General features: G+C 65.5%; 27 protein-coding genes and 1 tRNA gene. 13 read left to right on the forward strand and 15 right to left on the reverse strand.

All coding sequences use genetic code 11. From position 1 onward, the window contains the following. Positions 1-69 precede the first annotated feature (69 nt). Both M2331_RS00950 and pdeM read right to left on the reverse strand, forming a co-directional pair. Positions 70-2,946 carry a TonB-dependent receptor gene (locus M2331_RS00950; protein WP_181558558.1) on the reverse strand — a complete coding sequence of 959 codons (2,877 nt, stop codon included), beginning with the start codon at positions 2,944-2,946 and terminating at the stop codon, positions 70-72. Positions 2,947-3,084: 138 nt separating this feature from the next. Continuing rightward, on the reverse strand, positions 3,085-3,810 hold the full coding sequence (gene pdeM / locus M2331_RS00955; protein WP_413716062.1) for a ligase-associated DNA damage response endonuclease PdeM: 726 nt from the start codon (positions 3,808-3,810) through the stop codon (positions 3,085-3,087). 118 nt (positions 3,811-3,928) lie between these two features. On the opposite strand from pdeM, the gene M2331_RS00960 reads away from it, so the two are divergent. Continuing rightward, on the forward strand, positions 3,929-4,777 hold the full coding sequence (locus M2331_RS00960; RefSeq protein ID WP_181558559.1) for a rhodanese-related sulfurtransferase: 849 nt from the start codon (positions 3,929-3,931) through the stop codon (positions 4,775-4,777). Here the strand turns inward: M2331_RS00960 and M2331_RS00965 are convergent. The 6 genes from M2331_RS00965 to M2331_RS00990 all read right to left on the reverse strand — a co-directional run bounded on the left by M2331_RS00965 (position 4,733) and on the right by M2331_RS00990 (position 11,481). After that, on the reverse strand, positions 4,733-5,791 hold the full coding sequence (locus tag M2331_RS00965; protein ID WP_181558560.1) for a retroviral-like aspartic protease family protein: 1,059 nt from the start codon (positions 5,789-5,791) through the stop codon (positions 4,733-4,735). The genes M2331_RS00960 and M2331_RS00965 overlap by 45 nt on opposite strands. 78 nt (positions 5,792-5,869) lie before the next feature. After that, positions 5,870-8,293 carry a ligase-associated DNA damage response DEXH box helicase gene (locus tag M2331_RS00970; RefSeq protein ID WP_181558561.1) on the reverse strand — a complete coding sequence of 808 codons (2,424 nt, stop codon included), beginning with the start codon at positions 8,291-8,293 and terminating at the stop codon, positions 5,870-5,872. A 49-nt stretch (positions 8,294-8,342) separates the two neighbouring features. After that, entirely contained in the window at positions 8,343-8,546 is a 204-nt protein-coding gene (locus M2331_RS00975) for a hypothetical protein (protein WP_181558562.1), read from the reverse strand. 277 nt (positions 8,547-8,823) lie between these two features. Next, complete coding sequence (gene pgmG / locus M2331_RS00980; protein WP_181558563.1) at positions 8,824-10,206, reverse strand: phosphoglucomutase/phosphomannomutase PgmG; 1,383 nt, start codon at positions 10,204-10,206, stop codon at positions 8,824-8,826. Between the two features lie 42 nt (positions 10,207-10,248). Beyond that, positions 10,249-10,677, reverse strand: coding sequence for a molecular chaperone DnaJ (locus M2331_RS00985; protein ID WP_181558564.1), 429 nt, complete (start codon positions 10,675-10,677; stop codon positions 10,249-10,251). Between the two features lie 3 nt (positions 10,678-10,680). Further along, on the reverse strand, positions 10,681-11,481 hold the full coding sequence (locus M2331_RS00990; protein WP_181558565.1) for a division plane positioning ATPase MipZ: 801 nt from the start codon (positions 11,479-11,481) through the stop codon (positions 10,681-10,683). Between the two features lie 110 nt (positions 11,482-11,591). Between M2331_RS00990 and panC the strand changes: the two genes are divergently transcribed. Both panC and M2331_RS01000 read left to right on the forward strand, forming a co-directional pair. Further along, positions 11,592-12,434, forward strand: coding sequence for a pantoate--beta-alanine ligase (gene panC, locus M2331_RS00995; protein ID WP_181558566.1), 843 nt, complete (start codon positions 11,592-11,594; stop codon positions 12,432-12,434). Between the two features lie 111 nt (positions 12,435-12,545). After that, positions 12,546-12,842 (forward strand): sel1 repeat family protein, encoded by a 297-nt coding sequence (locus M2331_RS01000; RefSeq protein ID WP_181558567.1) that lies wholly within the window; start codon positions 12,546-12,548, stop codon positions 12,840-12,842. A gap of 6 nt (positions 12,843-12,848) precedes the next feature. Here M2331_RS01000 and M2331_RS01005 read toward each other — a convergent pair whose 3' ends face one another. The 4 genes from M2331_RS01005 to M2331_RS01020 form a co-directional block, all read right to left on the reverse strand. Beyond that, a complete protein-coding gene (locus M2331_RS01005) occupies positions 12,849-13,994 on the reverse strand; it encodes a GNAT family N-acetyltransferase (protein WP_181558568.1) in 1,146 nt (381 codons plus the stop codon). A gap of 156 nt (positions 13,995-14,150) precedes the next feature. After that, positions 14,151-14,618 (reverse strand): RidA family protein, encoded by a 468-nt coding sequence (locus tag M2331_RS01010; protein ID WP_181558569.1) that lies wholly within the window; start codon positions 14,616-14,618, stop codon positions 14,151-14,153. 42 nt (positions 14,619-14,660) lie between these two features. After that, positions 14,661-15,299: an HAD family hydrolase gene (locus M2331_RS01015; protein ID WP_181558570.1), complete on the reverse strand. Its 639-nt coding sequence runs from the start codon at positions 15,297-15,299 to the stop codon at positions 14,661-14,663. Beyond that, on the reverse strand, positions 15,296-15,565 hold the full coding sequence (locus M2331_RS01020; protein ID WP_264592240.1) for a DUF3572 domain-containing protein: 270 nt from the start codon (positions 15,563-15,565) through the stop codon (positions 15,296-15,298). Before M2331_RS01020 ends, M2331_RS01015 begins: the two co-directional genes overlap by 4 nt. Positions 15,566-15,648: 83 nt before the next feature. On the opposite strand from M2331_RS01020, the gene M2331_RS01025 reads away from it, so the two are divergent. Beyond that, positions 15,649-16,032, forward strand: coding sequence for a response regulator (locus M2331_RS01025; RefSeq protein WP_181558572.1), 384 nt, complete (start codon positions 15,649-15,651; stop codon positions 16,030-16,032). 125 nt (positions 16,033-16,157) lie between these two features. Here M2331_RS01025 and rpmG read toward each other — a convergent pair whose 3' ends face one another. Beyond that, the gene (gene rpmG, locus M2331_RS01030; protein ID WP_181558573.1) at positions 16,158-16,325 is read right to left on the reverse strand and encodes a 50S ribosomal protein L33; all 168 of its coding nucleotides are present in this window, start codon (positions 16,323-16,325) and stop codon (positions 16,158-16,160) included. A 278-nt stretch (positions 16,326-16,603) separates the two neighbouring features. On the opposite strand from rpmG, the gene M2331_RS01035 reads away from it, so the two are divergent. Both M2331_RS01035 and M2331_RS01040 read left to right on the forward strand, forming a co-directional pair. After that, on the forward strand, positions 16,604-16,921 hold the full coding sequence (locus M2331_RS01035; protein WP_181558574.1) for a hypothetical protein: 318 nt from the start codon (positions 16,604-16,606) through the stop codon (positions 16,919-16,921). A gap of 162 nt (positions 16,922-17,083) precedes the next feature. Continuing rightward, complete coding sequence (locus M2331_RS01040; protein WP_181558575.1) at positions 17,084-17,575, forward strand: Dps family protein; 492 nt, start codon at positions 17,084-17,086, stop codon at positions 17,573-17,575. 104 nt (positions 17,576-17,679) lie between these two features. Here the strand turns inward: M2331_RS01040 and M2331_RS16590 are convergent, their stop codons facing one another. After that, positions 17,680-18,498 (reverse strand): cold-shock protein, encoded by an 819-nt coding sequence (locus M2331_RS16590; protein WP_181558576.1) that lies wholly within the window; start codon positions 18,496-18,498, stop codon positions 17,680-17,682. Positions 18,499-18,766: 268 nt separating this feature from the next. On the opposite strand from M2331_RS16590, the gene M2331_RS01055 reads away from it, so the two are divergent. The 5 genes from M2331_RS01055 (at position 18,767) to rpoN (ending at position 23,102) form a co-directional block, all read left to right on the forward strand. Next, positions 18,767-19,384, forward strand: a complete 618-nt coding sequence (locus M2331_RS01055; RefSeq protein ID WP_181558577.1) for a ribonuclease D — start codon at positions 18,767-18,769, stop codon at positions 19,382-19,384. Further along, positions 19,377-20,066: an LPS export ABC transporter periplasmic protein LptC gene (gene lptC, locus M2331_RS01060; protein WP_181558578.1), complete on the forward strand. Its 690-nt coding sequence runs from the start codon at positions 19,377-19,379 to the stop codon at positions 20,064-20,066. Before M2331_RS01055 ends, lptC begins: the two co-directional genes overlap by 8 nt. A gap of 11 nt (positions 20,067-20,077) precedes the next feature. After that, on the forward strand, positions 20,078-20,620 hold the full coding sequence (locus M2331_RS01065) for an LptA/OstA family protein (RefSeq protein WP_181558579.1): 543 nt from the start codon (positions 20,078-20,080) through the stop codon (positions 20,618-20,620). Positions 20,621-20,793: 173 nt separating this feature from the next. Then, positions 20,794-21,561 (forward strand): LPS export ABC transporter ATP-binding protein, encoded by a 768-nt coding sequence (gene lptB, locus M2331_RS01070; RefSeq protein ID WP_181561289.1) that lies wholly within the window; start codon positions 20,794-20,796, stop codon positions 21,559-21,561. A gap of 41 nt (positions 21,562-21,602) precedes the next feature. Continuing rightward, the gene (gene rpoN / locus M2331_RS01075; RefSeq protein ID WP_181558580.1) at positions 21,603-23,102 is read left to right on the forward strand and encodes an RNA polymerase factor sigma-54; all 1,500 of its coding nucleotides are present in this window, start codon (positions 21,603-21,605) and stop codon (positions 23,100-23,102) included. Positions 23,103-23,111: 9 nt separating this feature from the next. Here the strand turns inward: rpoN and M2331_RS01080 are convergent, their stop codons facing one another. Further along, positions 23,112-23,297 (reverse strand): DUF1328 domain-containing protein, encoded by a 186-nt coding sequence (locus M2331_RS01080; protein WP_181558581.1) that lies wholly within the window; start codon positions 23,295-23,297, stop codon positions 23,112-23,114. 225 nt (positions 23,298-23,522) lie between these two features. Between M2331_RS01080 and M2331_RS01085 the strand changes: the two genes are divergently transcribed. Together M2331_RS01085 and M2331_RS01090 are read left to right on the forward strand one after the other, a co-directional pair. Beyond that, positions 23,523-23,613: transfer RNA gene (locus M2331_RS01085), tRNA-Ser, on the forward strand. Positions 23,614-23,823: 210 nt separating this feature from the next. Continuing rightward, entirely contained in the window at positions 23,824-24,051 is a 228-nt protein-coding gene (locus M2331_RS01090) for a hypothetical protein (RefSeq protein ID WP_181558582.1), read from the forward strand. The last annotated feature ends 483 nt before the right edge of the window (positions 24,052-24,534 follow it).

The following is a 24,534-nucleotide window of genomic DNA, read 5'->3' on the forward strand; positions in this document are numbered from 1 at the left end:
CTTGATCTGTGAAAAACGTCGAAGGGCGCGGCTCGCACCGCGCCCTTCCGTCGTCCTGGCTATGCCCGCTCAGAAGCGGCTGCGCACCGTGATGCCATAAGTGCGCGGCTCGGCGAGATAGGCCGAGAAGAGCTGGTTCGACATGGCGCCGAACCGACCCAGTTGCGCGCGCGACTGGTGATTGGGGCTGGAGCTTTGCAGCGGGCTGTTGAAGGCGACCTGGCTGTAATCGCTGTCGAACAGATTCTGCGCCCACAGCTCGATGGCCCAGGCCTGTCCCGGACCGCGCAGGCCGATGCGGGCATTGGTGACGATGTAGCCGTCCTGCGCCTTCTCGGGATAGAGGTCCGAGCCGGTGTTATAGTCGCCGGTGATCCGGTTATCGACATAGACGAGGCCGCTGAAGCCGCCGCCCAACTCCGGTGTCCAGGCAATGCTGCTGGTCGCCACCCAACGCGGCGCGTTGCTGTTATCCTGCCCTTCCAGCAGGAACAGCGCGGGATCTAGCGGCACCGAGCCATCCGCATTGCCGACGAGCTGGTCGGCAAACTTGGCGCGGGTATAGGTCACGCCCGCCGTGGCCCGCAGCGAGCGAACCGGCTGGACATAGGCCTCGATCTCGACGCCCTGGCTGATGAGGCCGGGCTTGGTCTCGGCGCAGGTGCCGTTCGCGGCCTTGGCGCCATCGCAGCCATTGATGTTCTGGACGACAAAGCTGGTGCCATTGAAGGTGTTGAGCTGGAAGTTGCTGAACTCCTGCCGGAAGGCGGCGAGGTTGAAGCCCCATTCGCGGCGCGCATATTTGAGGCCGATCTCGTAAGCGTCCACCGTCTCCGCGCCGAAGGCGAGGCTCGCCGCATCGGCATTGCTGCGCGGCGAGAAATAGGTGATCGGCGCGATGCCGGTGCCGACCCCGGTATTGCCCAACTCGAACCGGTCCAGATTGTAACCGCCCGCCTTATAGCCGCGCGAATAGCCGCCATAGACCATCAGGCCGCCGCCGACCTTGTAAGAGAGCACGGCAGTTCCGGAGAATTTGCCCTCGGTCTGCCGGTCCTGCAGGTCGAGCGCGTTGAGGCCGGTGCTGGCATTGCCCAGGCAGCCGAGCGTCAGGATGCCGCCGGCCAGTTGCGCGGCCGAGCCGAGCGCCGGATTGGTCGCGATGCCCGGCAGGGCGGAGGCCTGTAACGCGGCACAGGTCGCATTGTTATTGTTGAGATCGCCCGAGAAGCGCTTGGTCTCGCGCGTGTAGCGCACGCCCAGGGTCAGATCGAGCGCATCGGTGAGGTGAATGATGTTGTGGGTGAACAGCGCCCAGTTCTCGCTGCGCTGATAATAGCGGCTGTCGGTATCGCCAGCGCCGTTGGGGACGGTCGCCAGCGCGGTGAGGCCGGTGCCGAGGCCGCCCGAGATCGCGCCCGCCTGCGCTGTTGCCGTCGCATTGGCCACCGTCGGCGAGGCGCCCTGGCCGATCGCCCGGGCGTAGATGGAGGCATAGAGGCCAGCATTCAGACTGGCTTGCGTCGCGCTGATCAGGTTGCCGACGTCCGGCGTGAGCGCGTTGCCGTCGATCGGCGCGGCGCACAGGCTCAGCTGGGCGGGTGAGAGGTTGCTGGCGGCGCCGGTGCCGGCCATCAGGCGGCAGGCTGCGAAGCGGCCATAATCAGCACCGAAGCGGATATTGTCGCGCAGTGTCAGCTTCTCATTGGCGTAATAGCCGCCCACCAGCCAGTCGAGCATGCCGCCCAGCGCCGAGCCCTGCAGACGCAATTCCTGCGTGAAGGTGCGGAACTGGCGGAAGGTGCCGGGGTCGCGATAGAGCAGGTCGGCGGTGGAATAATCATAATCGCCATAGTCGGATGACTTGTAGTCGCGATAGGCAGTGATGCTGGTCAGCTTGGCATTGCCGAAATCATAATTGATCTCGCCCGAGAGACCCCAGTCCTCCAGCTTGCTCACATAGTCCCGGCCCGGCGTGATGCTGATGTTCCGCTGATAGGGGTTCTGGGCATAGGGCGTGGGGCCATTGGGGAAGCGCGTGCCGAGCGCGCTCAGGATCGTGACGATGCGGTTGGTGGCGTTCTGCGTGTAATTGGTGGGCGAGCTGCCCACTTCCTCGCCGGTGTCGATATAGACGGCGCCGCAGCAGCTTTCATCGCGGTTGGTATAGTCGCCGATCAGGCGGACTGAGAGGGCATCGGAGGGCTCTAAGAGCAGCTGCCCGCGCAGGAAATAGCGGTTGCGATCATTGGTATCGCCGATCTTAGCGCCCGAGCTGTCCACGATATTGAGGAACCCGTCGCGCCGCGAATAGACGCCGTCGATGCTGGCGGCGATCGTCTCGCTCAGCGGACCAGTGATCCGCCCGGCGAGCCGCCACGCTTCATAATTGCCGAAGCTGGCTTCCGCGCTGCCGCCCCATTGGAATTCCGGCGCCTTGCTGACGATGTTGAGCAGGCCGGCTGAGGCATTGCGCCCGAACAGCGTGCCTTGCGGGCCGCGCAGCACTTCGACGCGCTCGATCTCGCCGAGATCGGTCAAGCCCGCGCCTGTGCGGGAGCGATACACGCCGTCGATGAACACCGCGACGGAGCTTTCCAGACCCGGATTGTCGCCCACCGTGCCGACACCACGGATGCGCGCGGCGCCATTGGCTTCCGATCCGGTGGAGGAGACGAGCAGCGAGGGCGCAAGCTGGTTGAGCTGGCGAATGTCGTTCGCGCCGCTGTTCTGCAGCGATTGGGCGGTCACGGCTGAGACGGCGATCGGCACATCCGACAGCGGGCTGGCGCGCCGCGTGGCGGTGACGATGATTTCGCCCATATTGCTCTCATCGCCGCTCTGCGCGGTCGCATCGCTGGCGTCCTGAGCAAAGGCGGGGGTCGCAAGGGCGCATAGCAGTGCGGCAACACTGGCAGACGCAATGAGGGATGGCTTGGGCATCATTCGCTCTCCTGCACGTTTGTCCGGTCCGGCATTTGTGCCGGTTATTCGAGAGCATATGCCAATAGCCATGGGGCGCAACTCCCTCATTTCCGGGATTTAGCGGTTTGTTGCATAAGGGTTACAGTCGGCGGAGGCCGCTTATCGCCAAAGAGCGAAACGCAGCAGCCGATCCTCCAACGCGATAAGCGCTTCGCTGTTCCGGCCGACAAGAGAGGCGATTGCCGGTGACGCTGCGTCAAGGCCGCCGGTGAACGCCCCGAAGGCGGGTACGATAATCTTGCTGCCGCCCTTCACGAAGCATCGCCGCGAGATATGTCGCCCGCGCAGGCTCATCCGCAACTTGGGATGAAAATGTCCGGAAATTTCCGGTCGCACCTCTCCGGGCATGGCTTCATGGCGCAATATGACGCCATCGACGAGCGCTTCTGCCCGATTTTCACCCCCCAGGGGCGAATCAACGCCCGAGGCGCCGAGGGGATCGTGATTGCCGGTGATCCAGGTCCAGCGATAGGTGGCCGTCAGCTGCGCGATCCGCGCGCGCGTCTCGCCGCTCATCCGCTCATGCGCGCCGCCATCGTGGAAGCTGTCCCCCAGGCACCAGATCTCGCGCGGCTGGGTGAGGGCGATCACGCCCGCCAGCGCGTCCAGCGTGGCGCGGCTGTCATAAGGCGGCAGCATCTGGCCGCGCCGGGCGAAGGCGCTGGCCTTCTCGAAATGAAGATCGGCAACGATCAGCGCGGCCCGCTCCTGCCAGAACAAGGCACCTTGGGGCAAAGCCTGCCAGCTCTGGCCGGCAAAGCTGAAGGCCGGGCCACAGCCTGCCGCGCGGGGCATGGGATGATCGATGAGTGGGGACGACCTCATGGCCCTGCTATGCCGTCGCAGCGGGCATGGCGCAATCGGGCAGTTGAACAAAAGTGGAACTTTTGCGATGGCCCGCAGGCTCTGGCTCTCCCAGCTCGGCTGGTGTAGGCGCGCGCCCATGTCGCACGAACCCGCATCCCTGCTGACCGTCGCCGCCTTCTACCGCTTCGCGCCCTTGCCCGACCCGGAGGCGCTCGCGACCGACCTGCGCGCGTTGGGCGGGACGCTGGGCCTCTCCGGCTCCATCATCCTGGCGCAGGAGGGCATGAACGGGACCATCGCGGGGTCGGCCGATGCGGTGGAGCGGCTGTTCGAGCGCCTGCGCGCCGAGCCGGGCTTCGCGCCGCTGGCGCCGCGCCTGCATTGCACGGAGCGGCATCCGTTCGCGCGCTGGAAAGTGAAGGTGAAGCCCGAGATCGTGACCATGGGCCGGCCCGGCGTCGATGCGGCGCAGGGCGCGGGCACGCATGTGCCGCCGGCGCAGTGGAACGCGCTGATCAGCGATCCAGACACGATCCTCATCGACACCCGCAATGATTATGAGGTGGCGCTGGGGCGGTTCGCCGGCGCTGTCGATCCCATGACGGCGAGCTTCGGCGACTTCCCGGACTGGTTCGATGCGCAGGCGGCGCAATGGCGCGCGGAAGGGCGCAAGCCCCGGATCGCCATGTATTGCACCGGCGGCATACGCTGCGAGAAGTCGACGGCTTATGCCCGCGCGCAGGGTTTCGAGGAGGTCTATCACCTCAAGGGCGGCATCCTCGCCTATCTCGCTGAGGTCGAGGAGGCCGCCAGCCTGTGGGACGGCGCCTGCTTCCTGTTCGATGAGCGCGTCGGGATTACCCATGGCGAGCGGGTCGTCCCCGCCGCGCTGTGCCCGGCCTGCGGGCAACCGCTTGCCGCAGGCGCGGATGAGCGCGACTCAGCGACCGCTTGCGTCCGTTGCGCCGGTGTCGGCGAAATCTAGCCTACCCCGTTGCCGGGCATCGCCGCCGGCGAGGTGGAAATCGACATGCCGCTGGCCGAAATCGATCGCGATCCGGTCGAACAGGCGCAGCATCCCCATGCCGAGCAGCATGGCTGGCCGCTCGCCCAGGCCAAGCTCGGTAAAGGGCGCGGCATCCAGGAACAGCATCGGCACATTGTCGAGCGTCGCGTCGCCGATGGTGAGTTGGCGGACGACGGCGAACTGGGCCGGCACGTCGACGCCGGTGACGCTGGTCAGCACAGTGGGCGTTGGCGGCACCACCAGCCGCTTGGCCTTGAGGCTGCGGAACAGCGCCATATTGCCGACGCTCTGCTCGGCGCCGGTGTCAAGAATCACGTCTACCTTACGCCCATCCACCCGCGAGTTCATCAGGATCAGCTGGCCATAGCGGCTGCGCGCTCGCACCACGATGGCGTCCTTCTCGTCACGCACGGCGGATGAGCGGCGGCTGCGGCTGACTTCCATGCGGCGCTGGTTGAAGTCGAGGATGAGGCGCTTGTCCGCGAGGCTATCCAGTCCGATGATCCCCAGGCTGCCCATGTCCGCGCGAGCGATAGTGAGCGCGGCAAGCGAACTGACCGCATGGTCGCCAAAGCGCAGATCGCTCAATTGAACGGATGAGACCGTGACGCGCCCAGCCATGCTGATGATCTCGACCGGCTGGAGCTGGGGCAGCATCAGCCGCGTTGCCAGCTCCGTGGCGATGATGGTGCGCTGGGAGCCGGTGTCGATCATGAACGGATAAGGGCCGCGCTCGCCGATCCGCACCGGCATGGTCATCCGCATCCCCGGATCGCCACCGATGGGCATGACCGGCTCGTTGAGGTCGAAGGTGCTGGGATCGACCGGTATCTCAGGACCACGCGGCGCGATGACGAAATGCTCGTTTGCGCTCGGGATCTGGCTGGCGATGCCGAACGGCCCGGTCAACGCCGCAGCGGCCGTGATTACAGCCTTTGCCAGGGTCAGCCGAAACGTCGAGCCGAAAACCATCCCCAAGGTCTCCCAAGACGCGCAGCTTATCACGGTTTTGCGGTCCCGCCAAAAGGATCGAGGCGGGGGCGGGCGATGCTAGCCGGGCGGCGCGTCGGGCGTCATGGCAATGCGGGCGAGCGATTCGGCCTCCGCGAGCAGGCTGTCGTCCGTCTGCGGACCGGCCACATGCTCGCGCCCGATCATGATCAGCACCGGCACGGCCAGCGGGCTCACCCGGTCGAGCGGCTTGTGCAGCATGGTGGCGCTGGCCCGGTCGATCAGCTCACCAAGGCGCCCCACGTCAGTCATGCGCGCGCGGGCATCGGCCCAGGCGGCCTTGAGCAGCAGATGTTCCGGCTCGTAGCGGCGCAGCACATCATAGATGAGGTCGGTCGAGAAGCTGACCTGCCGCCCGGTCTTGCGCGCGCCCGGCTGCTGGCGTTCGATAAGGCCGGAGATCACCGCGACGTCCCGAAAGGCCCGCTTGAGCAGGCTGCTTTCCTCGACCCAGGCGATGAACTCACGGTCCAGAATGTCGGCGGAAAAGAGCGGGCGGGGGTCGGTAACGGGCTCCAGGCCGTAGACGGCCAGCGCATAATCGTTGGACACGAAGCCGATGGGCTTGAGGCCGCGCTCTTCCATGCGGCGGGTGAGCAGCATGCCGAGCGACTGATGCGCATTCCACCCCTCGAAACTGTAGACCACCATGTGGTGCAGCCCCTCATGCGGGAAGGTCTCGACCAGCAACTGCTCGGGCTGCGGCAGAACGGAGCGGACCGCCTGCATCGCCAACCATTCATGAACATCGGGCGGAAAGCGGTTCCATTGCGTCGGATCGGCCAGGAAAGCGCGCACGCGGCCGGCCAGATGCGTCGACATCGCCATGCGCGTGCCACCCCAGCTGGGAATGCGGGCCTGCTGCGATGTCGCCTTGACGAACAACTCGGCCTCGGTCTGGCGGACCAGCTCCAGCGAGAGGCCGGAGAAGAAGAAGCGATCGCCCGGGCTGAGCGTCGCGGCAAAGCTCTCCTCCACCGTGCCGAGCTTGCGGCCGTTGCTGAAGCGCACGTCGAGCGCCGGCTGGTCGACGATGATGCCGGCGTTGAGCCGATGCTGCTGGGCAAGGCGAGGATGGGCAATGCGCCAGAGGCCTTCGGGCGTGCGGACGAGGCGTTGGAACCGGTCATAGGCGCGCAGCGCATAGCCACCGGTGGAGACGAACTGGAGAATGTCCTCAAGCTGGGCCGCGTCCAGCCAATCATAAGGCGTGGCGGTGCGGATTTCGGCAAGTAACGCGGCAGGATCGAGCGGGCCGGCGCAGGCGAGCCCCATGATGTGCTGGGCCAGCACATCGCGCGCGCCGGGGCGAAAATCGTCGGCATCGCGCTCCCCGCTCATCACGGCGTCCCAAGCGGCCTGCGCTTCGAGATATTCGAAGCGGTTGCCGGGGATGACGATCGCCTTGCTCGGCTCATCCATCCGGTGATTGGCGCGGCCGATCCGCTGGAGCAGGCGCGAGCTGCCCTTCGGCGCGCCCATCTGGATCACGCAGTCGATGTCGCCCCAATCGATGCCCAGATCGAGGCTGGCGGTGGCAACAAGGCCGCGCAGCTTGCCGGCCGCCATCGCGGCCTCCACCTTGCGGCGCGCCTCGCGGGAGAGGCTGCCATGGTGGATGCCGATGGGCAGGGTATCCTCATTCTCCGCCCACAATTCCTGAAAGATGAGTTCAGCCAGACCGCGCGTGTTGCAGAACACCAGCGTCATGCGGTGCTGGCGGATGATGTCGATCACCTGCCCCGCCGCATATTTGCCGCTGTGGCCGGACCAGGGCACGCGGTCCTGCGGCATGAGAATAGTGAGGTCCGGCGCGGCGCCCGGCTCGCCTTCGACCAGCGCCACTTCCGCCTGCGCGCCGGCGGGCGCCAGCCACCGTCGATACGCATCGGGGTCGCCTACGGTTGCCGACAGGCCGACGCGGCGCAGGCCGGGGGCGATGCTCTGCAGGCGAGCGAGGGACAGGGCGAGCAGATCGCCGCGCTTGCCGCTCGCAAAGGCATGGATCTCATCGATGATGACGGTTTTAAGGGACGCGAAGATCAGGTCCGCGTCCGGGTAGCTCAGCAGCAGGGAGAGCGATTCGGGCGTCGTGAGCAGGATGTGAGGCGGCTTGGCCCGCTGCCTGGCTTTGCGATCCGAAGGCGTATCGCCACTGCGCGTCTCGATGCGGATGGGCAGGCCCATCTCGCTGACCGGCGTGAGCAGGTTGCGCTGCACATCCACGGCCAGTGCCTTCAGCGGGGAGATATAGAGGCTGTGCAGACCCTCAGTCGGCGCCTCCGCGAGGTCGGCTAGCGTGGGCAGGAAGCCGGCGAGCGTTTTGCCGGCTCCTGTGGGCGCGACGAGTAGAGCATGGCGCCCCGCCTGCGCTGCCTCCAGCATCGCCTGTTGATGGCGACGGACGGACCAGCCCCGCCGGTCGAACCATCCGGTGATGAGGGGCGGCAGAGATGGGGTCATGTGCGAGCGCGGGGCCATGCCTTCAATGTGGATGCCCCGCCATGCTTACTCAAGCCCGGGTGGAATAGGGCTCCTTACGATCTCGGCGCTTGTCTTCACGGTCGAGACTGTCGCGCAGGTCCTTCGCGGCGCGGTCGCTCCGCGCTTCGTCGCCCGGTTTGGTGTCCCGCTTGTTTCTCCAGAATGCGTAGACCAGCACCGCGGCAAACAGGACTGGCCCGACAACGGTCATGAGGCTCCAGAGGCTGCCCATGTTTCTCTCCTATTTTCCAAACCCATCAAACGCATGGGCGCCGCCTGAGTTTCGCGGCTGGCCGCGCAGCCGGTTCGGCGCGCCTCGCTGCGTGACGGATGTCGGGCGGTAAGCCAAAAAAAAGGCCGCCCCGAAGGACGGCCTGGAAGTTTTAGGAGAGGATGCCTGAAAGGCAGGAACTGTATGCGTTACATACGAATTCCCTGCAATTGCGAAATGAAGAGTGTTGATTGCACAATTTGCAATCGATGTCTTCAGTCTACGCATCTGGTTGATGTTAATGCCAGGCGGCGGGACCACGCTCCAGACCAGAAAGTGCAAGCTGTTCATCGACTTGCGCCAACAGGCGGTCCAGCGCGTCGGCGTCGCGCGCCTCGGCGCGGGCGACCAGAACGTCCTGTGTGTTGGACGCACGCAGCAGCCACCAGCCGTCCGGCGTGGTGACGCGAGCGCCGTCCGTTGCGTCGATCGTCGCGCCGGATTCGGCGAGTCGGCGCAGCACTTCCTCGATCACGGCGAACTTGCGGCTCTCATCGACCTGAAAACGCAGCTCCGGCGTGTTGACCATGGCCGGCATGGCGCCGCGCAGCTGCGTGACACTGCGCCCCAGCGTGCTGGCAGCGCGAATCAGGCGGACGGCCGCGTACAGGGCGTCGTCGAAGCCATAATATTCGTGCTTGAAGAAGATGTGCCCGCTCATCTCGCCGGCAAGCGGGCTGCCCGTTTCCTTCATCTTGGATTTGACGAGGCTGTGGCCGGTCTTCCACATCAGCGGCTTGCCGCCCAGTTCCGCCACCCGGTCGAATAGCGCCTGGCTGGCCTTCACATCGGCGATGATCGTGGCGCCCGGTTCAGCGGCGAGCACCGGTTCGGCGAGAATGGCAAGAAGCTGGTCGCCCCAGATGATGCGCCCCTCGCCATCGATGGCGCCGATCCGGTCGCCATCGCCGTCGAAGGCGAGGCCGAAATCGAGGCCCTTCTCCGCGACCAGCGCGCGCAGGTCGACGAGGTTCTTCTCCTCGGTGGGGTCCGGGTGGTGATTCGGGAAATGTCCGTCGACATCGGTGAACAGCGTGTGGTGCTCGCCGGGCAGCAGCTTCACCAGCCGGTCGATCACCGGGCCGGCGGCGCCGTTGCCGGCATCCCAGCCGATCTTGTAGGCCTGCCCGTCAAAGCCTTCCATCAACCGGGCGACATAGCGGTCGAGAATGTCGACCTGCTCGCTGCCGGCGCTGCCCTCGACCCAATCACCGGCCGCTGCCATCGTGCCCAGACTCTGGATGTCCTTGCCGAAGAAGGGGCCTTTCTGGAGCACCATCTTGAAGCCATTGTAATTGGCCGGGTTGTGGCTGCCGGTGATCTGGATGCCACCGTCCACATCCAGCACGGCCTCGGCATAATAGAGCATCGGCGTCGGGCCGAGACCGATGCGGACCGCGTGAATGCCGCTGTCATTGAGGCCGCGCACCAGCGCTTCTTCCAGCATCGGCGAGGAGAGGCGCCCGTCATAGCCGACCGCGACGGCCCGTCCGCCCAGCCGCGCGACACGCGTGCCGAAGCCCCGGCCGATGGCATAGGCATCCGCCTCGCCCAGCGTTTCGTCGATGATGCCGCGAATGTCATATTCGCGCAGCGTGGTCGGATGGAATTGATGCGTCATGGAAAGTCCCGGAGAAGGTCGAAGGAAAGCGAACCGACTAGCTTATGTTTCTTGCGATTTTAGCAACGTATCACGCGCAGCATTGATCCGCGCGGCGAGGCCGGGCGATCCGCCGGCGTCCGGATGATTTCTGGCGATGAGCTTGCGATGCGCGGCGATGATCTCGTCGCGGCTGGCATTGATCGACACGCCAAGCAGGTCGGCCGCTTCCGCCCGGCTGAGATCGCGCGCGCTTAGCGGAGCGGGAGAGGGCGCGCGCCCGCCTGCCAGACTGTCCCCAAAGCGCAGCCACAGGCCGGAGACGGTCGCAACCAGCGCGCCTGTCACCGCCATGCCCTTGGTCATCATGATCGTGCCGATCAGCGTGCCGGCGATGCCCAGCCAGGCCGCCGGCACCTTGCGCCCGCTCTTGCGGAGGCGGTACCAGAACCAGAAGCCCAGCCCGCCCAGTGCGACAGCGAGCAGCAGCATGCCTCAGGCGGCGCTCTTTTTCTGGGGAGCCCCGCCGAGCATCGGCAGCGCAAGGCCGGCGATCATCTCGCGCAGTTCCTGCCGGGCCGCCAGATGGCTGACGCCCAGCTCACCGAGATGGCCGCGATCGAGCAAAGTCAGGCCCGAGGGGAAAAGTTCGCGGAAGATCACGCGTTCGGACAGGCCGGGAATGACGCGGAAGCCCACGCGGCGGGCGAGTTCCGAGAGCGCATCGCCGACGCGCTTCTGGTTGCGCGCTTCCATGTGATGCAGGCGGTTACGCAGCACCACCCAGTCGATCGAGGCGCCATCGGCCTTCGCGCGGGTCTTGCGGGTTTCCCACATCAGCTCCGAGTAGAAGCTCAGCCGCTTGACCTTGAAATTCTCAGGATCGACCTGGCCGATGAGGTCGAAATCGACAAAGCTGTCGTTCATCGGCGTGACGAGCGTGTTCGCCGCTGCCGCCGCATAACGCGCCATCGGGTCGTCGCGGCCGGGCGTGTCGATGATGACGACCTGCGCCTGGCTGGCGGCCTTGGCGATGGCCTCGTTCAGGCCGGCCGTGCTGTCGCCATCATAGACGGCGTAGCTGGGGGAGGGCAGGTCCACCTCACGACGGCGCGCGGTCGCCTCGCGATTCTCGAGGTAGCGAGCAGAGGTGCGCTGCCGGTGATCGAGGTCGATCAGCGCCACCGACACATCCTGCGCGGCCAGCGCGACGGCGGTGTGGACGCAGGTGGTGGATTTGCCTGTGCCACCCTTTTCATTGGCAAAGACGATAAGATGCGGCGCGGCGCTGGACATGGCTTGGGTCGAAACTCTTCCTGGGTGGTTACGGCCTCTTGACCGTCCGGTCAGGACAAGCGAAGCCAGCCCCGACCTTCTCCGCCGGCCTTATCGGAGCCTCGTGCCGCGTGCAAATCTTCCGTGATCTTCCCTCGCTTAGAACCGGTCTCGCCTCGCTGCGGGCGGATGCGGGCCGCATCGCCTTCGTCCCCACCATGGGCGCGCTGCACGCCGGGCACATGGCGCTGATCGCGCAAGCACGGCGCCGGGCGAGCCATGTCGTCGCGTCGATTTTCGTCAATCCAACCCAGTTCGGCCCGCACGAAGACCTTTCGGCCTATCCCCGCCGCGAGGAGAGCGATGCCGCGATGCTGGCGCAGGCGGGCGTCGCGGCTTTGTGGCTGCCGGATGTCGCGACCATGTACCCTGCCGGCTTCACCAGCCATGTGAATGTCGATGGCCTGTCCGCCCGGCTGGATGGCGAATGGCGACCCGGCCATTTCGAGGGCGTGGCGACGGTCGTCACCAAGCTCTTCAATCAGGTCCGGCCGGACATCGCCTGTTTTGGCGAGAAGGATTATCAGCAGCTTGCCATCATCCGGCGGATGACGCGCGACCTCGATCTGGGGGTCGAGATCGTCGGCGTCGAGACGCAGCGCGACCATGACGGCCTCGCCCTCTCGTCCCGCAACGCCTATCTCACTGCCGACCAGCGCGCACGCGCGGCCGCCTTGCCGGAGACGCTGGTGGGGGCCGGGGAAGGCATCAGCGCCGGCGAGGATGTTGCCGCCGTGCAGGCCTGGGCGATCCGCTATCTGCTCGATTCGGGCTTCGATTCGGTCGATTATTTCCTGCTCAGCGATGCCGACACGCTGGAGCCGATGACCCGGCTGGATCGGCCCGCCCGCCTGCTGGTGGCGGCGCGGATCGGCAGCACGCGCCTGATCGACAATATCCCCATCCACCCCTGAAGACATGCCCCGGAAAAATCGGGCGCAAACATCCCTTCTGTCCCGTTAACCATTTCGCAAGAGCTGGCGTGCTTGGTTGCGGTATCGCGAACCTGTGTTTGGGGGGAATTCGTGGGTACAAGCATGAACAATGCCAGGGTCCTGATCGAAAGCCGCACGCGCGCCGCGCTCGGCAATGCACAGGCCTGTTTCGATCTTGGCGTGGCCTATAGTTGCGGCACCGGCGGCCTGGCCGTCGATCTTGTCGAAGCGCATCGCTGGTTCAATCTGGCTGCGCAGGCAGGCAGCCGCGAGGCACAGACTTGCCGCGCGGAAATCGCCGAGGAAATGACCGCGCGGGAAATCGCCGAGGCCCAGCGCCTCGCGCGCGCCTGGACGATCGAGACCAGTCAGCGCGTCGCGGCCTGATCGGCTTTAGCCCGCGTCTCCGCCCTTGCGGAACGGCGCGCGTTCATCCAGCCATTCGCGTTCATCCGCGACGGCGGCGGCCTCACGCTGGACGAAGTCGGCCACGGCGCGCCTGAAATCGGGATGCGGGATGTAATGCGCTGAATAGGTCGGCACCGGCCGATAGCCGCGCGAGAGCTTGTGCTCGCCCTGTGCGCCGGCTTCGACGCGGGCAAGGCCCCGCGCGATGGCGGCGTCGATCGCCTGATAATAGCACAGCTCGAAGTGGAGGAACGGCACCTCCTCGTTGCAACCCCAGTAACGCCCGTACAGCGCATCGCCGCCGATGAGGTTGAGCGCCCCGGCAATCGGCCGTCCGTTGCGATAGGCGAAAATCAGCAGGACCCGGTCTGCCATGCGCGCGCCGAGCAGGGAAAAGAAGGCGCGGGTGAGATAGGGGCGGCCCCATTTGCGGCTGCCGGTATCCTGGTAGAAATCCCAGAACGCATCCCAATGATGCTCCTCGATGGCGTCGCCGGTCAGGTGCCGGATGTCCAGCCCGGCCTGCGCCTTGGCCCGCTCCTTGCGCAGATCCTTGCGGTGGCGGCTGGAGAGGCGGGCGAGAAAATCATCGAAGCTGGCATAGCCTTCATTGGCCCAGTGGAACTGGCTGCCCTGGCGGATGAGCCATCCCGCCGCGCGGTACAGCGCGCATTCTTCCGGCGTGATGAAGGTGGCGTGGGCGGAGGACAGCTCATTCTGGTCGACCACCGCCTCGATACCGGCGATCAGCGAGGGGCCTTTGCTGGCGTCGCGCAGGAGCAGGCGCGGGCCCGGCACGGGGGAGAAGGGCGCGGCGATCTGCAGCTTGGGATAATATTGCCCGCCCGCGCGCTCCCAGGCGTCCGCCCAGCCATGGTCGAACACATATTCGCCCTGGCTATGGCCCTTGAGATAGGCCGGCGCTGCGGCGATTAGGGTGCCACTGCCGTCCTGAATGGTGATCGGCGCTGGCGACCATCCCGTGCCGGGGCCGACGCTGCCCGATTCTTCCAGGATGGAGAGGAAGTCGTGGCTGACGAAGGGATTATCCCGGCCGGCGCAAGCGTCCCACTGCGCCTTGTCCAGCGCCGCGACGGATTGGGTGAGGTGGACGGTCTGCGCGTCGCTCATGAGGACGGCGCCTCTCGGTGCGCCAATGACGGCGGAGAGCGAAACGGAGCGACGTCGTGCAGCACGTGCCGAACATGGGGCGTCTGGCGCGAAATTGCCAGTGCCCGCAGGTCCATCGCGCCCAAGGCCGCCAACATGCCGGCCGGGCGCGGTAGCTCAGTCGCGAATCTGCACGATGGCGTCGATTTCCACCGATGCATCCAGCGGCAGCACTGGTACGCTCAAGGCGCTGCGGGCGTGGCGGCCGGCATCACCGAAAATGCGGACCATCATCTCCGAGGCACCATTGGCGACCTTGGGCTGATCGGTGAACTCAGCGGTGCTGGCGACAAAGGCGCCGAGCTTCACGATGCGCTCGACCCGGTCGAGATCGCCGCCCAGCGCCGCTTTCATCTGCGCTACCAGCATCAGCGCGCAGCGTTCTGCAGCCGCGACGCCCCAATCGAGATCGCGCTCGCCGCCGATCTTGCCTTTCATCAGGGCGCCATCGGCCGCGAAGGGCAGCTGGCCACTGATGTGCAGCAGGTTGCCGGTCTGCACCGCAGCCACATAAGCGGCGACGGGAGCGGCGGCTTGCGGAAGGGAGATGTTCTCCGCGGCGAGGTGTTGGTCGATCTTGCTCATGGGCGGAGCCAGAGCATGAGGCCGCAGGTGCGTCAAGACCGGCTAGGACAACGCCCCGGTGGCAATCGCGTCATACTCGTCGATGCGGGCCATGATCCACGCCTCGGCCCGGTCCCAGTCGTCGATCCGCTCATGCGCCTCGCGCACCGGCTCGACATGGGGGGCGAACTCGGGCTCGCCGACCATGTGCAGCCGCCAGCATTCCGGCACGTCCCGCGCGACGGAAACGTGATTGGCGCCCAGATCGTCGATGAAGATGCTCAGGCCCGGCTTGCGCTCGTCCAGCAGCTTGCGCACCGCCGGCCCCTTGCCGCCGCGATTGCCGATGACCGGATAGGGGAGGCCGTGCGCATGGATCTGGTCGGCGCGGGCCTGCGCGCGTTCCTCGCCGATATTGGTAACGATCACGATGTCCGCCCGCTGTGCGATTCGGGCCATCGCCTCCACCGCGCCGCGAATGGGCGTCTGGCGATGCATCTCCGTCTCGAAGAACGCGCCCAACAACGTCCAGACCAGTTCGCGCTCGATCAGGTCGCCGCTTGTCTTGTGGCGCAGCGCGCGCTCGAAGCCGCCGGAGAAGCTGAAGTCGATGCCGTGCTGCTCTTCCAGCCAGGACCGGAAGGGGACGACCATGTGCATCAGCACTTCGTCGCAATCGCTGATGATAAGCGGGCGGCTCATCGGCCGAGCCGCTCGCGGGCGGCGACGAGATCGGCCGGCGCGACCGCCAGTGCCTCCGCGCAGGCCAGGAGGTCCGGCTCGTGATTGATGACGAAATCCATCAGCGCACCCAGCGTGGCGGAATCGGTAAGGGCTTGCCGCAGCGCATCCGGCTCCAGCCCGGTGAGACTGAGCATCCGTTCGGCACGGACCGAATCGGCCACAATCCATCCCACGAGGCGCAGCGCCATGGTTTCATCATCTTGAGGGATCGGATAGGTCCGCATTGTTCACCTGTATGCCGGGCAGCGGGAGGTTCTCCCCTGCGCGGCTGCAAAAATGGCTTCGTCCATCGGCATAAGGACTGTTCGTGTCAAAACGCATATTGGTTGTCGAGGACAATGAGCTCAACATGAAGCTCTTTTGCGACCTGCTCCGCGCGCATGGGCATGAGACAGAGCCGGTGCGAGACGGGCGGGAGGCCTTCGCCCGCGCATCCGCCTTCCAGCCCGATCTCATCATCACGGACATCCAGCTGCCGCATGTGAACGGTCTGGACCTCATCGCCTCCTTCCGCGCGGACGCGGCTCTGGCAGAGACGCCGATCATGGCTGTGACGGCCTATGCCGCCCCGGGCGATGAAGCGCGGATTCGGGAGGCAGGGGCGAATGCCTATGTCTCCAAGCCGATTTCGGTGCTCATGTTCATGAATGTCGTCAACGGACTCATCGCGCCGACTGCGCTGGCGAGCTGAGCCTACCCGGCCCGCCATCGCCCCACTTCATCGTCACGCTGCCGCACGCAAAAAGGCCCGGATCGCGCGATCCGAGCCTGAAGCGTCATGCACAAGCGAGCGGACCGACAGGCCCGCCGCGGCACTTACTTAATCTTGGCTTCCTTGAACTCGACGTGCTTGCGCACGACGGGATCATATTTGCGGAAGGTGAACTTCTCGGTCTGCGTGCGGGGGTTCTTCTTGGTCACGTAGAAGAAGCCCGTGTCAGCGGTGCTGACCAGCTTGATCTTCACTGTGGCGGGCTTCGCCATGGCCAATTCCTCAAATAATTGAGCGACCTCCCTGCAGGCAGGTGCGGTGCGCTGACATACATGCAAAAGACGGGCTCCGCCTCTGGCGAGACCCGTTCGGCGGCGGCCAATGCGGGAAAAGCCGGCCCTTGTCAAGGGAAGGAGTCGCCGCAGTCGCCGCTCTTCGCTGCAAAACCGAAGCTTAACGATGGGCGCTTATGGTGCCGTTGTCACAAGCCTGACTCGCGAGGCTGGCAAGAACCGATTCGCGATGGACAAGGCGGGATGGGAGAATCGGGATGTATCAAGGCTCGGACCGTCTGGTTCGCGATCAGATGCTTGGCCGCATTGAGGCACTGGAGGGGGCTTGCACGGGCCTGTCCCTCTTCTCCCTGTGCGAGCGGCTGGAAGATTTGCGGCTGTTCGCGCGCCGGCATGACTTTGCCGCGGTGGAAGGACTGGCCAGCCTGCTGGAGTCGGTGGTGGCCTATAACGGCCACCGCCAGGTCGCGCAGACCTATCTCACGCTCATGCGGGACGCTGCCCAGGGTGATTCGGCTGCGCCCCAGACTGCGCGCGTCTACCTTGCCGCGGCCGCCCTGCGGGGGTGTCGCTGATCGCTTCATTGCGCCGGCGCATAAGTGTTGATTGATTTCGTCGATCAATCTGTGCGGGCCTATCTGTTCGTCATTCCGAGTTCCATCTGGCATAAGCGGGGCGTGGGGAACGTTCGACGTTCCGAAATTTACGTCAGACACATCAACCATTGGAGGCCTTTCATGACAGACAAAGCGCTCAAAACGCCCACGGACCTGAAGGGAAATGCCATCAAGGCCGTCGCCGACGCGCTGAACGGCCTGCTGGCGGATAGCTATGCGCTTTACCTCAAGACCAAGAATTTCCACTGGCATGTCTCCGGCCCGCATTTCCGCGATTATCACCTGATGTTCGACGAACAGGCGGCCGAGATTCTTGCGACGACGGATCTGATCGCCGAGCGGATTCGCAAGACCGGCAACACTGCGCTGCGCTCCATTGGCGACATCGCCCGCAAGCAGAGCATTCAGGATAACAATGACGACTTCGTCTCCGCTGCGGACATGCTGGCGGAGCTGCGGGCCGACAATATGGCGCTGGTGGAATCGCTGCGTGCCGCCAAGGAACTGGCCGAGGCCGCCGGCGACAATGCAACCGACGGGCTGATCGACGACTGGACCGATCAGGCCGAGCAGCGGGCGTGGTTCCTGTTCGAAACGAGCCGCAACGGCTGATCCATTTGGACTGAGCCATCGCCGCGCTGCAGTTGTGGCGATGGACACACAAAAAGGGCCGGGATTTTCATCCCGGCCCTTTTTCTTGCGAAGTGAGTCGCCTGTTACTCGGACTTGGGCTCGAGATTCACGGCGGCGTATTTGCCACGACGGTCGACTTCCAGTTCGAAGTCCAGACGGTCGCCTTCCTGCAGCGAAACCATGCCGGCACGCTCGACAGCACTGATGTGCACGAACGCATCGGGCTGGCCGTCATCGCGCTGGATGAAACCGAAGCCCTTCATGGCGTTGAAGAACTTCACCGTGCCGCTGGCCCGCTCACCCGTGAGCTGACGCGACGGTCCGCCACGCTGCTCGGCCGGCGCGCGGTCTGCAGCGCGCTCGGGAACCGGGAGCGGCTCGCCGTCGATCACCAGATCGGTTGCGGAAATCTTGCCGCCACGGTCCACCAGCGTGAACTTGAGCTGCTGCCCTTCGGCGAGGCCGGTCAGGCCAGCCTGCTCGACAGCGCTGATGTGCACGAACACGTCTTCCGCGCCATCGTCACGGACGATGAAGCCGAAGCCCTTCTGGGCATTGAAGAACTTGACCGTGCCGGAGCCTTCGCCAACGACCTGCGCGGGCATGCCGCCACGACCGCCGCCGCCGCCACCACCGCCACGGAAGCCGCCGCCACCGCCGCCGCCGCTGCGGAAACCGCCGCCGCTACCGCCGCGGTCACCGAAACCGCCGCCACCGCCGCCGCCGCCGAAGCCGCCGCGATCGCCAAAACCGCCGCCGCCGCCGAAGCCGCCGCGATCACCGCCGCCGCGAGGTCCACCGTAACTGCTGCCACCATATTCCGGAAAGGCGTCGAACTGGGGTTCTCCGAAGCTGTCCCGCTTGTCCCTGCCGCGACCGCGGCGCCCTCTATCAAAACTCATGCCCTGTTAATCACTTTCGCTCGTCCACTCTCGATCCGCACCCATGCCGGACGACATGCACAGGGACTCGACCAAGGCCACACTCGGCCAAGCATCGCTATAGCGGCCTTTTTCGCAAAGCGCGAATGATTTTGGCGCAATTGCCGCGCTGAACGTCGATCCCGCTCACGGGCGACATCGGCCCGATCTGCAGCGCTGGGGAGGCGCTCTGCCGTCTTGCCTTTTTCGGAGGTTTCCCTGGCCCGGTCATGCAGCTAAGAGGAGCGGCATGACCGTTTATTTTCATGAAGAAGACCTGCCTGCCGATGTGCTCGCGCCGGGCGCCGTTGCCATCGATACCGAGACGATGGGTCTGATCACCCCGCGCGACCGCCTGTGCGTCGTGCAGATCAGCGATGGGCAGGGCGATGAGCATCTCGTCCGCTTCTCGCCGGGGAGCAGCTATGCCGCGCCGAATCTGCGGGCGGTGATCGCCGATCCCACGCGACTCAAGCTCTTCCACTTCGGCCGCTTCGACATCGCGGCGCTTCAGCATTATCTCGGCGTGCTGGCAGCGCCGGTCTACTGCACCAAGATCGCCTCGCGCATGGTGCGTACCTATACCGATCGCCACGGCCTCAAGGAGCTGGTCCGCGAGCTTCTGGGCATGGACATCAGCAAGCAGCAGCAGAGTTCCGACTGGGGCGGCCCGGTGCTGAGCGAGGCGCAGCGCGATTATGCCGCGTCCGACGTGCGGTTTCTCCACCAGCTGAAGGCGGAGCTGGACATAAGGCTGGAGCGGGAAGGGCGCACTGCGCTCGCCCAGGCCTGTTTCGACTTCCTGCCACACCGGGCGCTGCTGGATCTCGCCGGCTGGCCGGAGACAGATATTTTCGCCCATGCGTAAAGGGCGTGCCCTGCGCGGGACGTCCGGGTCCGAGGACGAGCTGGCGCCATCGGCGCTGGCACGGGCCGAGCACAGCCGGCTGCAGCGCTGGGCCGCGCCCGGTGGTAGTCACGACCGGCTGGTGACCCTGCTCAAGCGGGTATTGCCAATCTCTGCCGGCGTGCTGGGCGCCTTCCTGCTGGCGGCGCCATTCACCCACCAGACCGAGGTCAGCTTCGTGCTCGACAAGAACAAGGTGGACGTCGCGAGCGAGCGGTTGAAGGTGACCGAGGCGCTGTATCGCGGCGAAGATGGCGAGGGCCGGCCCTTCTCGCTGCGTGCCGGCTCTGCGCTGCAAAAGACCTCGCGCGATCCGATCGTGCAGCTCAACGAGCTGGAAGCGCGGCTGCAGATGGAAGGCGGCGGCGCCGTCGTCACCGCGCGGCAAGGCAATTACAACATCGAGAATGAGACGGTCGCGGTCAACGGGCCGATCCAGTTCCAGAGCGCCAATGGCTATCGGCTGACCACGCGCGATGTGGACATTCGCCTGCAGGAGCGGGACTTGCGCAGCCGGGGCGACGTCGAGGGGCGGATGCCGACCGGCACGTTCCGCGCGGATCATCTCAAGGCCGATCTGGAGGGGCGCACCGTCACGCTGGAGGGCAACGCCCGCTTGCGCATGGAGCAGGTCGGGCGCTAAGGGCAATGTCGATGCGCAGACCCTTCCTTCTTGTCGCTGCCGGCGCCCTGGCCGGGTCCACTCTGGTCGCGATTGCCGGCGTTGCCGATGCGCAGGTTCTGCGGGGGCACAATACGCGCGCGCCGGTCGATTTCTCGGCGGACCGCATCGAGGTGCAGGATCGCGCCGACCGCGTCGTCGTCTCCGGCAATGTGCAGGTGACGCAGGCCGGCATGACCATGACGGCGCAGCGCCTCACCGTGGCCTATCACAACACCGGCGGCATCGAGATCGACCGACTCGACGCCTCGGGCGGTGTCGTGGTGACGCGCGGCAGTGAGCGGGCCAGCGGCTCGGTCGCCATTTATGATCTCAATCGCCGGCTGATCACCATGATCGGCAATGTGCAGCTCAATCAGGGCGGCAACCGCCTCACCGGCTCGCGCCTCGTCATCGATCTGGCCAGTGGCCGCTCGACGGTGGATGGCTCTGCCGCAGGCGGCGCGCCGGGCACCACCCAGTCGGGTGGTCGCGTCTCCGGCACGTTCCAGGTTCGTCAGAGCGGCGATCAGTAGGAAAAGGCCGGACGCGGCGCCAAAAAGCTTGCCTTTTTCGCTGCCTTGAACGATTCGGTTTCCATGCAATTTTCCTGCCAGATCGTGGAAGCTGCGGAGGAACGTCGGTTCGACAGGGCCGGCGATCAGGATGATCTGGAAATGAGGACAAGGCGATGAGTGAGGCAGACACGATGCGCGATCCCGCAGTCGCGGACGACCCCGCCGGCGCGGCGGAGGATCATCGCCTGCAGGTCATTTCCATCGCCAAGAGCTACGACAAGCGCACCGTCCTCGCCGATGTCAGCCTTGAGGTCGGCCATGGCGAAGTCGTCGGGCTGCTCGGGCCGAACGGCGCAGGCAAGACGACCTGCTTCTATTCCATCATGGGTCTGGTGAAGCCCGATTCGGGCCGCATCCTGCTGGAAGGTACCGATATCACCGGCCTGCCCATGTATCGCCGCGCGATCCTGGGTCTGGGCTACCTCCCGCAGGAAACCTCCATCTTCCGCGGCATGACCGTGGAGCAGAACATTCTCTCGGTGCTGGAACTGGCCGAGCCGGACAAGACGGCGCGGGCACAGAAGCTGGAGACGCTGCTGGAGGAATTCGGCCTCGCCCGCCTGCGCGCCAGCTCGGCCATGGCACTCTCCGGCGGTGAGCGGCGGCGCTGCGAAATCGCGCGGGCGCTGGCGGCCAATCCGTCCATCGTGCTGCTCGATGAACCCTTCGCCGGCATCGACCCGCTCTCCATCGCGGACATTCGCGATCTGGTGAAGGATCTCAAGACGCGCGGCATCGGCGTGCTCATCACCGATCACAATGTCCGCGAGACGCTGGAGATCGTCGACCGCGCCTGCATCATCTATGATGGCAAGGTGCTGTTTGCCGGTAGCCCCGCCGAACTGGTCGCCAATGCCGATGTCCGCCGCCTCTATCTGGGCGAGAGTTTCTCGCTGTGATGGCGGGCCGGTCGCGGACAGGCTGAGGGGCAGCACCACCCATGGCGATGGCGCCTCGCCTCGATCTTCGGCAAAGCCAGTCGCTGGTGATGACGCCGCAGCTCCAGCAGGCGATCAAGCTGCTGGCGCTGTCCAATCTGGAGCTTGAGGCATTCATCGGCGGCGAGCTGGAGCGCAATCCGCTGCTGGAAGCCGGCACGGACATCGCGCTGCCCGCGCGGGAGCAGGCTGAGCTGCCGGACGGCGTCGAGCCGCAATCGGGCCCCGACGCTCCGGCCGACGTGCTGATCGGCAAGGGCAGCGGCGAGGCGGACGGGCCGCTGGATGTCGATCACGGTGCGGAGACCTTCATCGACGATGGCCCAAGCGACCGCGCGCTGCCGGGCGGGGCGGACCCCGGCCGGTCCTCCGCTGACTTCGGTGCGGACGGACCGGATTTCGACAGTTTCGCCGCGCCCGAGCAAGGGCTTTACGAGCATCTGATGCATCAGGCCGGCGCAGCGCTCTCCGGCCGGGCACTGATGATCGCCGAGCACCTGATCGGCCAGATCGACGATGCCGGCTATCTGGAGGCCGATCTGCTGGAGACCGCCTACCGGCTGGGCGTTCCGCTGGCAGAAGTGGAGGCGGTTCTGGCCGTCATCCAAGGGTTCGATCCTGCCGGCATCGCGGCGCGGAGCCTCAGCGAATGCATCGCGCTGCAAGCCAAAGAGGCGGATCGCTACGACCCCGCCATGGCAACGCTGATCGCCAATCTCGACATTCTCGCCAAGGGCCAGATCGCGCATCTGCGCCGGATTTGCGGGGTGGATGAGGAGGATATGGCGGACATGATCCGCGAGCTGCGCGGCTATGACCCAAAGCCCGGGCTGCGCTACGCCAATGATCGGCCTTCCGCCGTGGTGCCGGACGTGCTCATCGCGCCTGCGGGGAATGGCTGGTCCGTGGAGATCAACGGTGCGACGCTGCCGCGCATCCTCGTCAATCGCCGCTATCATCACCAATTGGCGAGCGGCGCGCGGGACAAGACGTCCAAGGCTTGGGTGTCGGATTGCCTTGCCAGCGCCAACTGGCTCATCAAGGCGCTCGACCAACGCCAGCGCACCATCCTACGGGTGACCGAGGAAATCCTGCGGCGGCAGGAGGGCTTCTTCCGCCACGGCGTTGCCCATCTGCGGCCGCTCACGCTGCGCGTGGTGGCCGAGGCGGTGGGGCTGCACGAGTCCACGATCAGCCGGGTGACAAGCAACAAATATCTCTCTTGCCCGCGCGGCACGTTCGAACTCAAATTCTTCTTTACCAGTGCGATTGCCGCAGCCGATGGCGGCGAGGCCGCTTCCGCAGAGGCGGTGAAGAGCCACATCCGCCAGCTGATCGCGGATGAGCCGCCTAATGCGATCCTGTCCGATGATTCTCTGGTCGATCTGCTACGCGAGCGCGGCTTCGACATCGCGCGGCGCACGGTGGCGAAATATCGCGAAGCGATCGGGCTGGGATCGTCCGTGCAGCGCCGCCGCCAGAAAGCCCTGGGGGGGCGATAACAGCGCGGTTTAGTCGAGCACGCGGGCCATGCGGCGCCCGGCAAGGATGCCGAGCACCAGGAAGATCCCGAACAGCGCAAGGGCGATGAAGAACAGCACCTTCGCAATCCCGACGAACGCTCCCGCCACGCCGCCAAAGCCCATCAGGGCGGCCGCACCGGCAATGAGCAGGCTGAGGATGGCAAGACGGATCATGACGGGCTCCTGTTACTGACAGGGGTTTTAACGTCTCGCGTCGGGCGCCGGTTCCCGGCCGGGGAGGGGAGGACGAGCCGTACGCGGCTCTCGCTACGCAAATCTGCCGAACCCGCCCGGCCGGGGCGCCCACCGGCGGGCGCCATTGCTTCGTCAACGTTAATACGCGAAGGCACCTTGCGAAACCCGTGCGACCCCGCTAGGGCGCACGGCTCCAGTGCATGCGGAGCGGTGGCCGAGTGGTCGAAGGCGCTCGCCTGGAAAGTGAGTATACGTCAAAAGCGTATCGAGGGTTCGAATCCCTCCCGCTCCGCCATTTCGTCGTATGCCGCCGCTCAGGACGTTTGACCGCCGCGAGATGTTCGAGCGCCAGTTGCGCAGCCACAAACTGGCGATCGACGACCGCGACCGGTGGAACCGAACGTAGTCGGTGCTGCTCGCCATCCATGGCCGCACGCCCGCGACACTCGACCGCTTAATCAAGGCCGACTAGAGCCTCAACGCCGTCTTTCAAGCGACCCGCATCATGGTCGAGATGGCGATCTGCGAGAGTCCGTTAGCCGGTGGCGCACGTCATGTTCGCTTGGACATTGCGCTGCTGATGGCCAAGGCCACCCTCCTCTTCGAGGTCGGTCGCTGGTCCGGCGCGGTCCGCTGGGACGTCATGAAACCAGAGATCCACGTCACCCCGCTCGGCGACATCCACGCCAACTTCGACTTCTTCGATGAGATCGTGGCCCCCACGCGAACGTGACCGGTGAGGAGCGAATTGAGCGACCGGTCACACGCTATGCTAAGAAGCTTGAGGAACGACCGCCGTCGGGGAGAGTAGAGAGCGAACTCGCTGTCGGACACTCCGAAGCCTGGGCAGAGCAGGTCGGATTACGATAGACGAGGTCCGGCTATTCGGCGACACCGTCGAGCAGCTGGGCATTGAGGAGAAATCTCAGGTCATTCAGATACCCCGTGACCGCTTCAAATCAATGCTAGTCGGTGATGGCTCATCGACGACGCGAGGCTGGACTGCCCTCGTTTAGCGCGCCAGTCTCTCCAGAAGGGCAGCCGCCTCTTTCGATGCCCTTCGCGACTGAAAATTCCGGAGACGTCGTTATCACCTTGCTCTCATCGGGTTTTCTCTCCGAGGTGACGATCGACGGCAAGGCATTGGAGATGCCAGCCCATCCTGGAAGTTCCTTCGGTCCGCCAGGCGCGGCCCGCTTTGTTGTCTCGTTGGAAG

The sequence above is a fragment of the Sphingobium sp. B10D7B genome, from assembly GCF_025961955.1.
GTDB lineage: Bacteria > Pseudomonadota > Alphaproteobacteria > Sphingomonadales > Sphingomonadaceae > Sphingobium.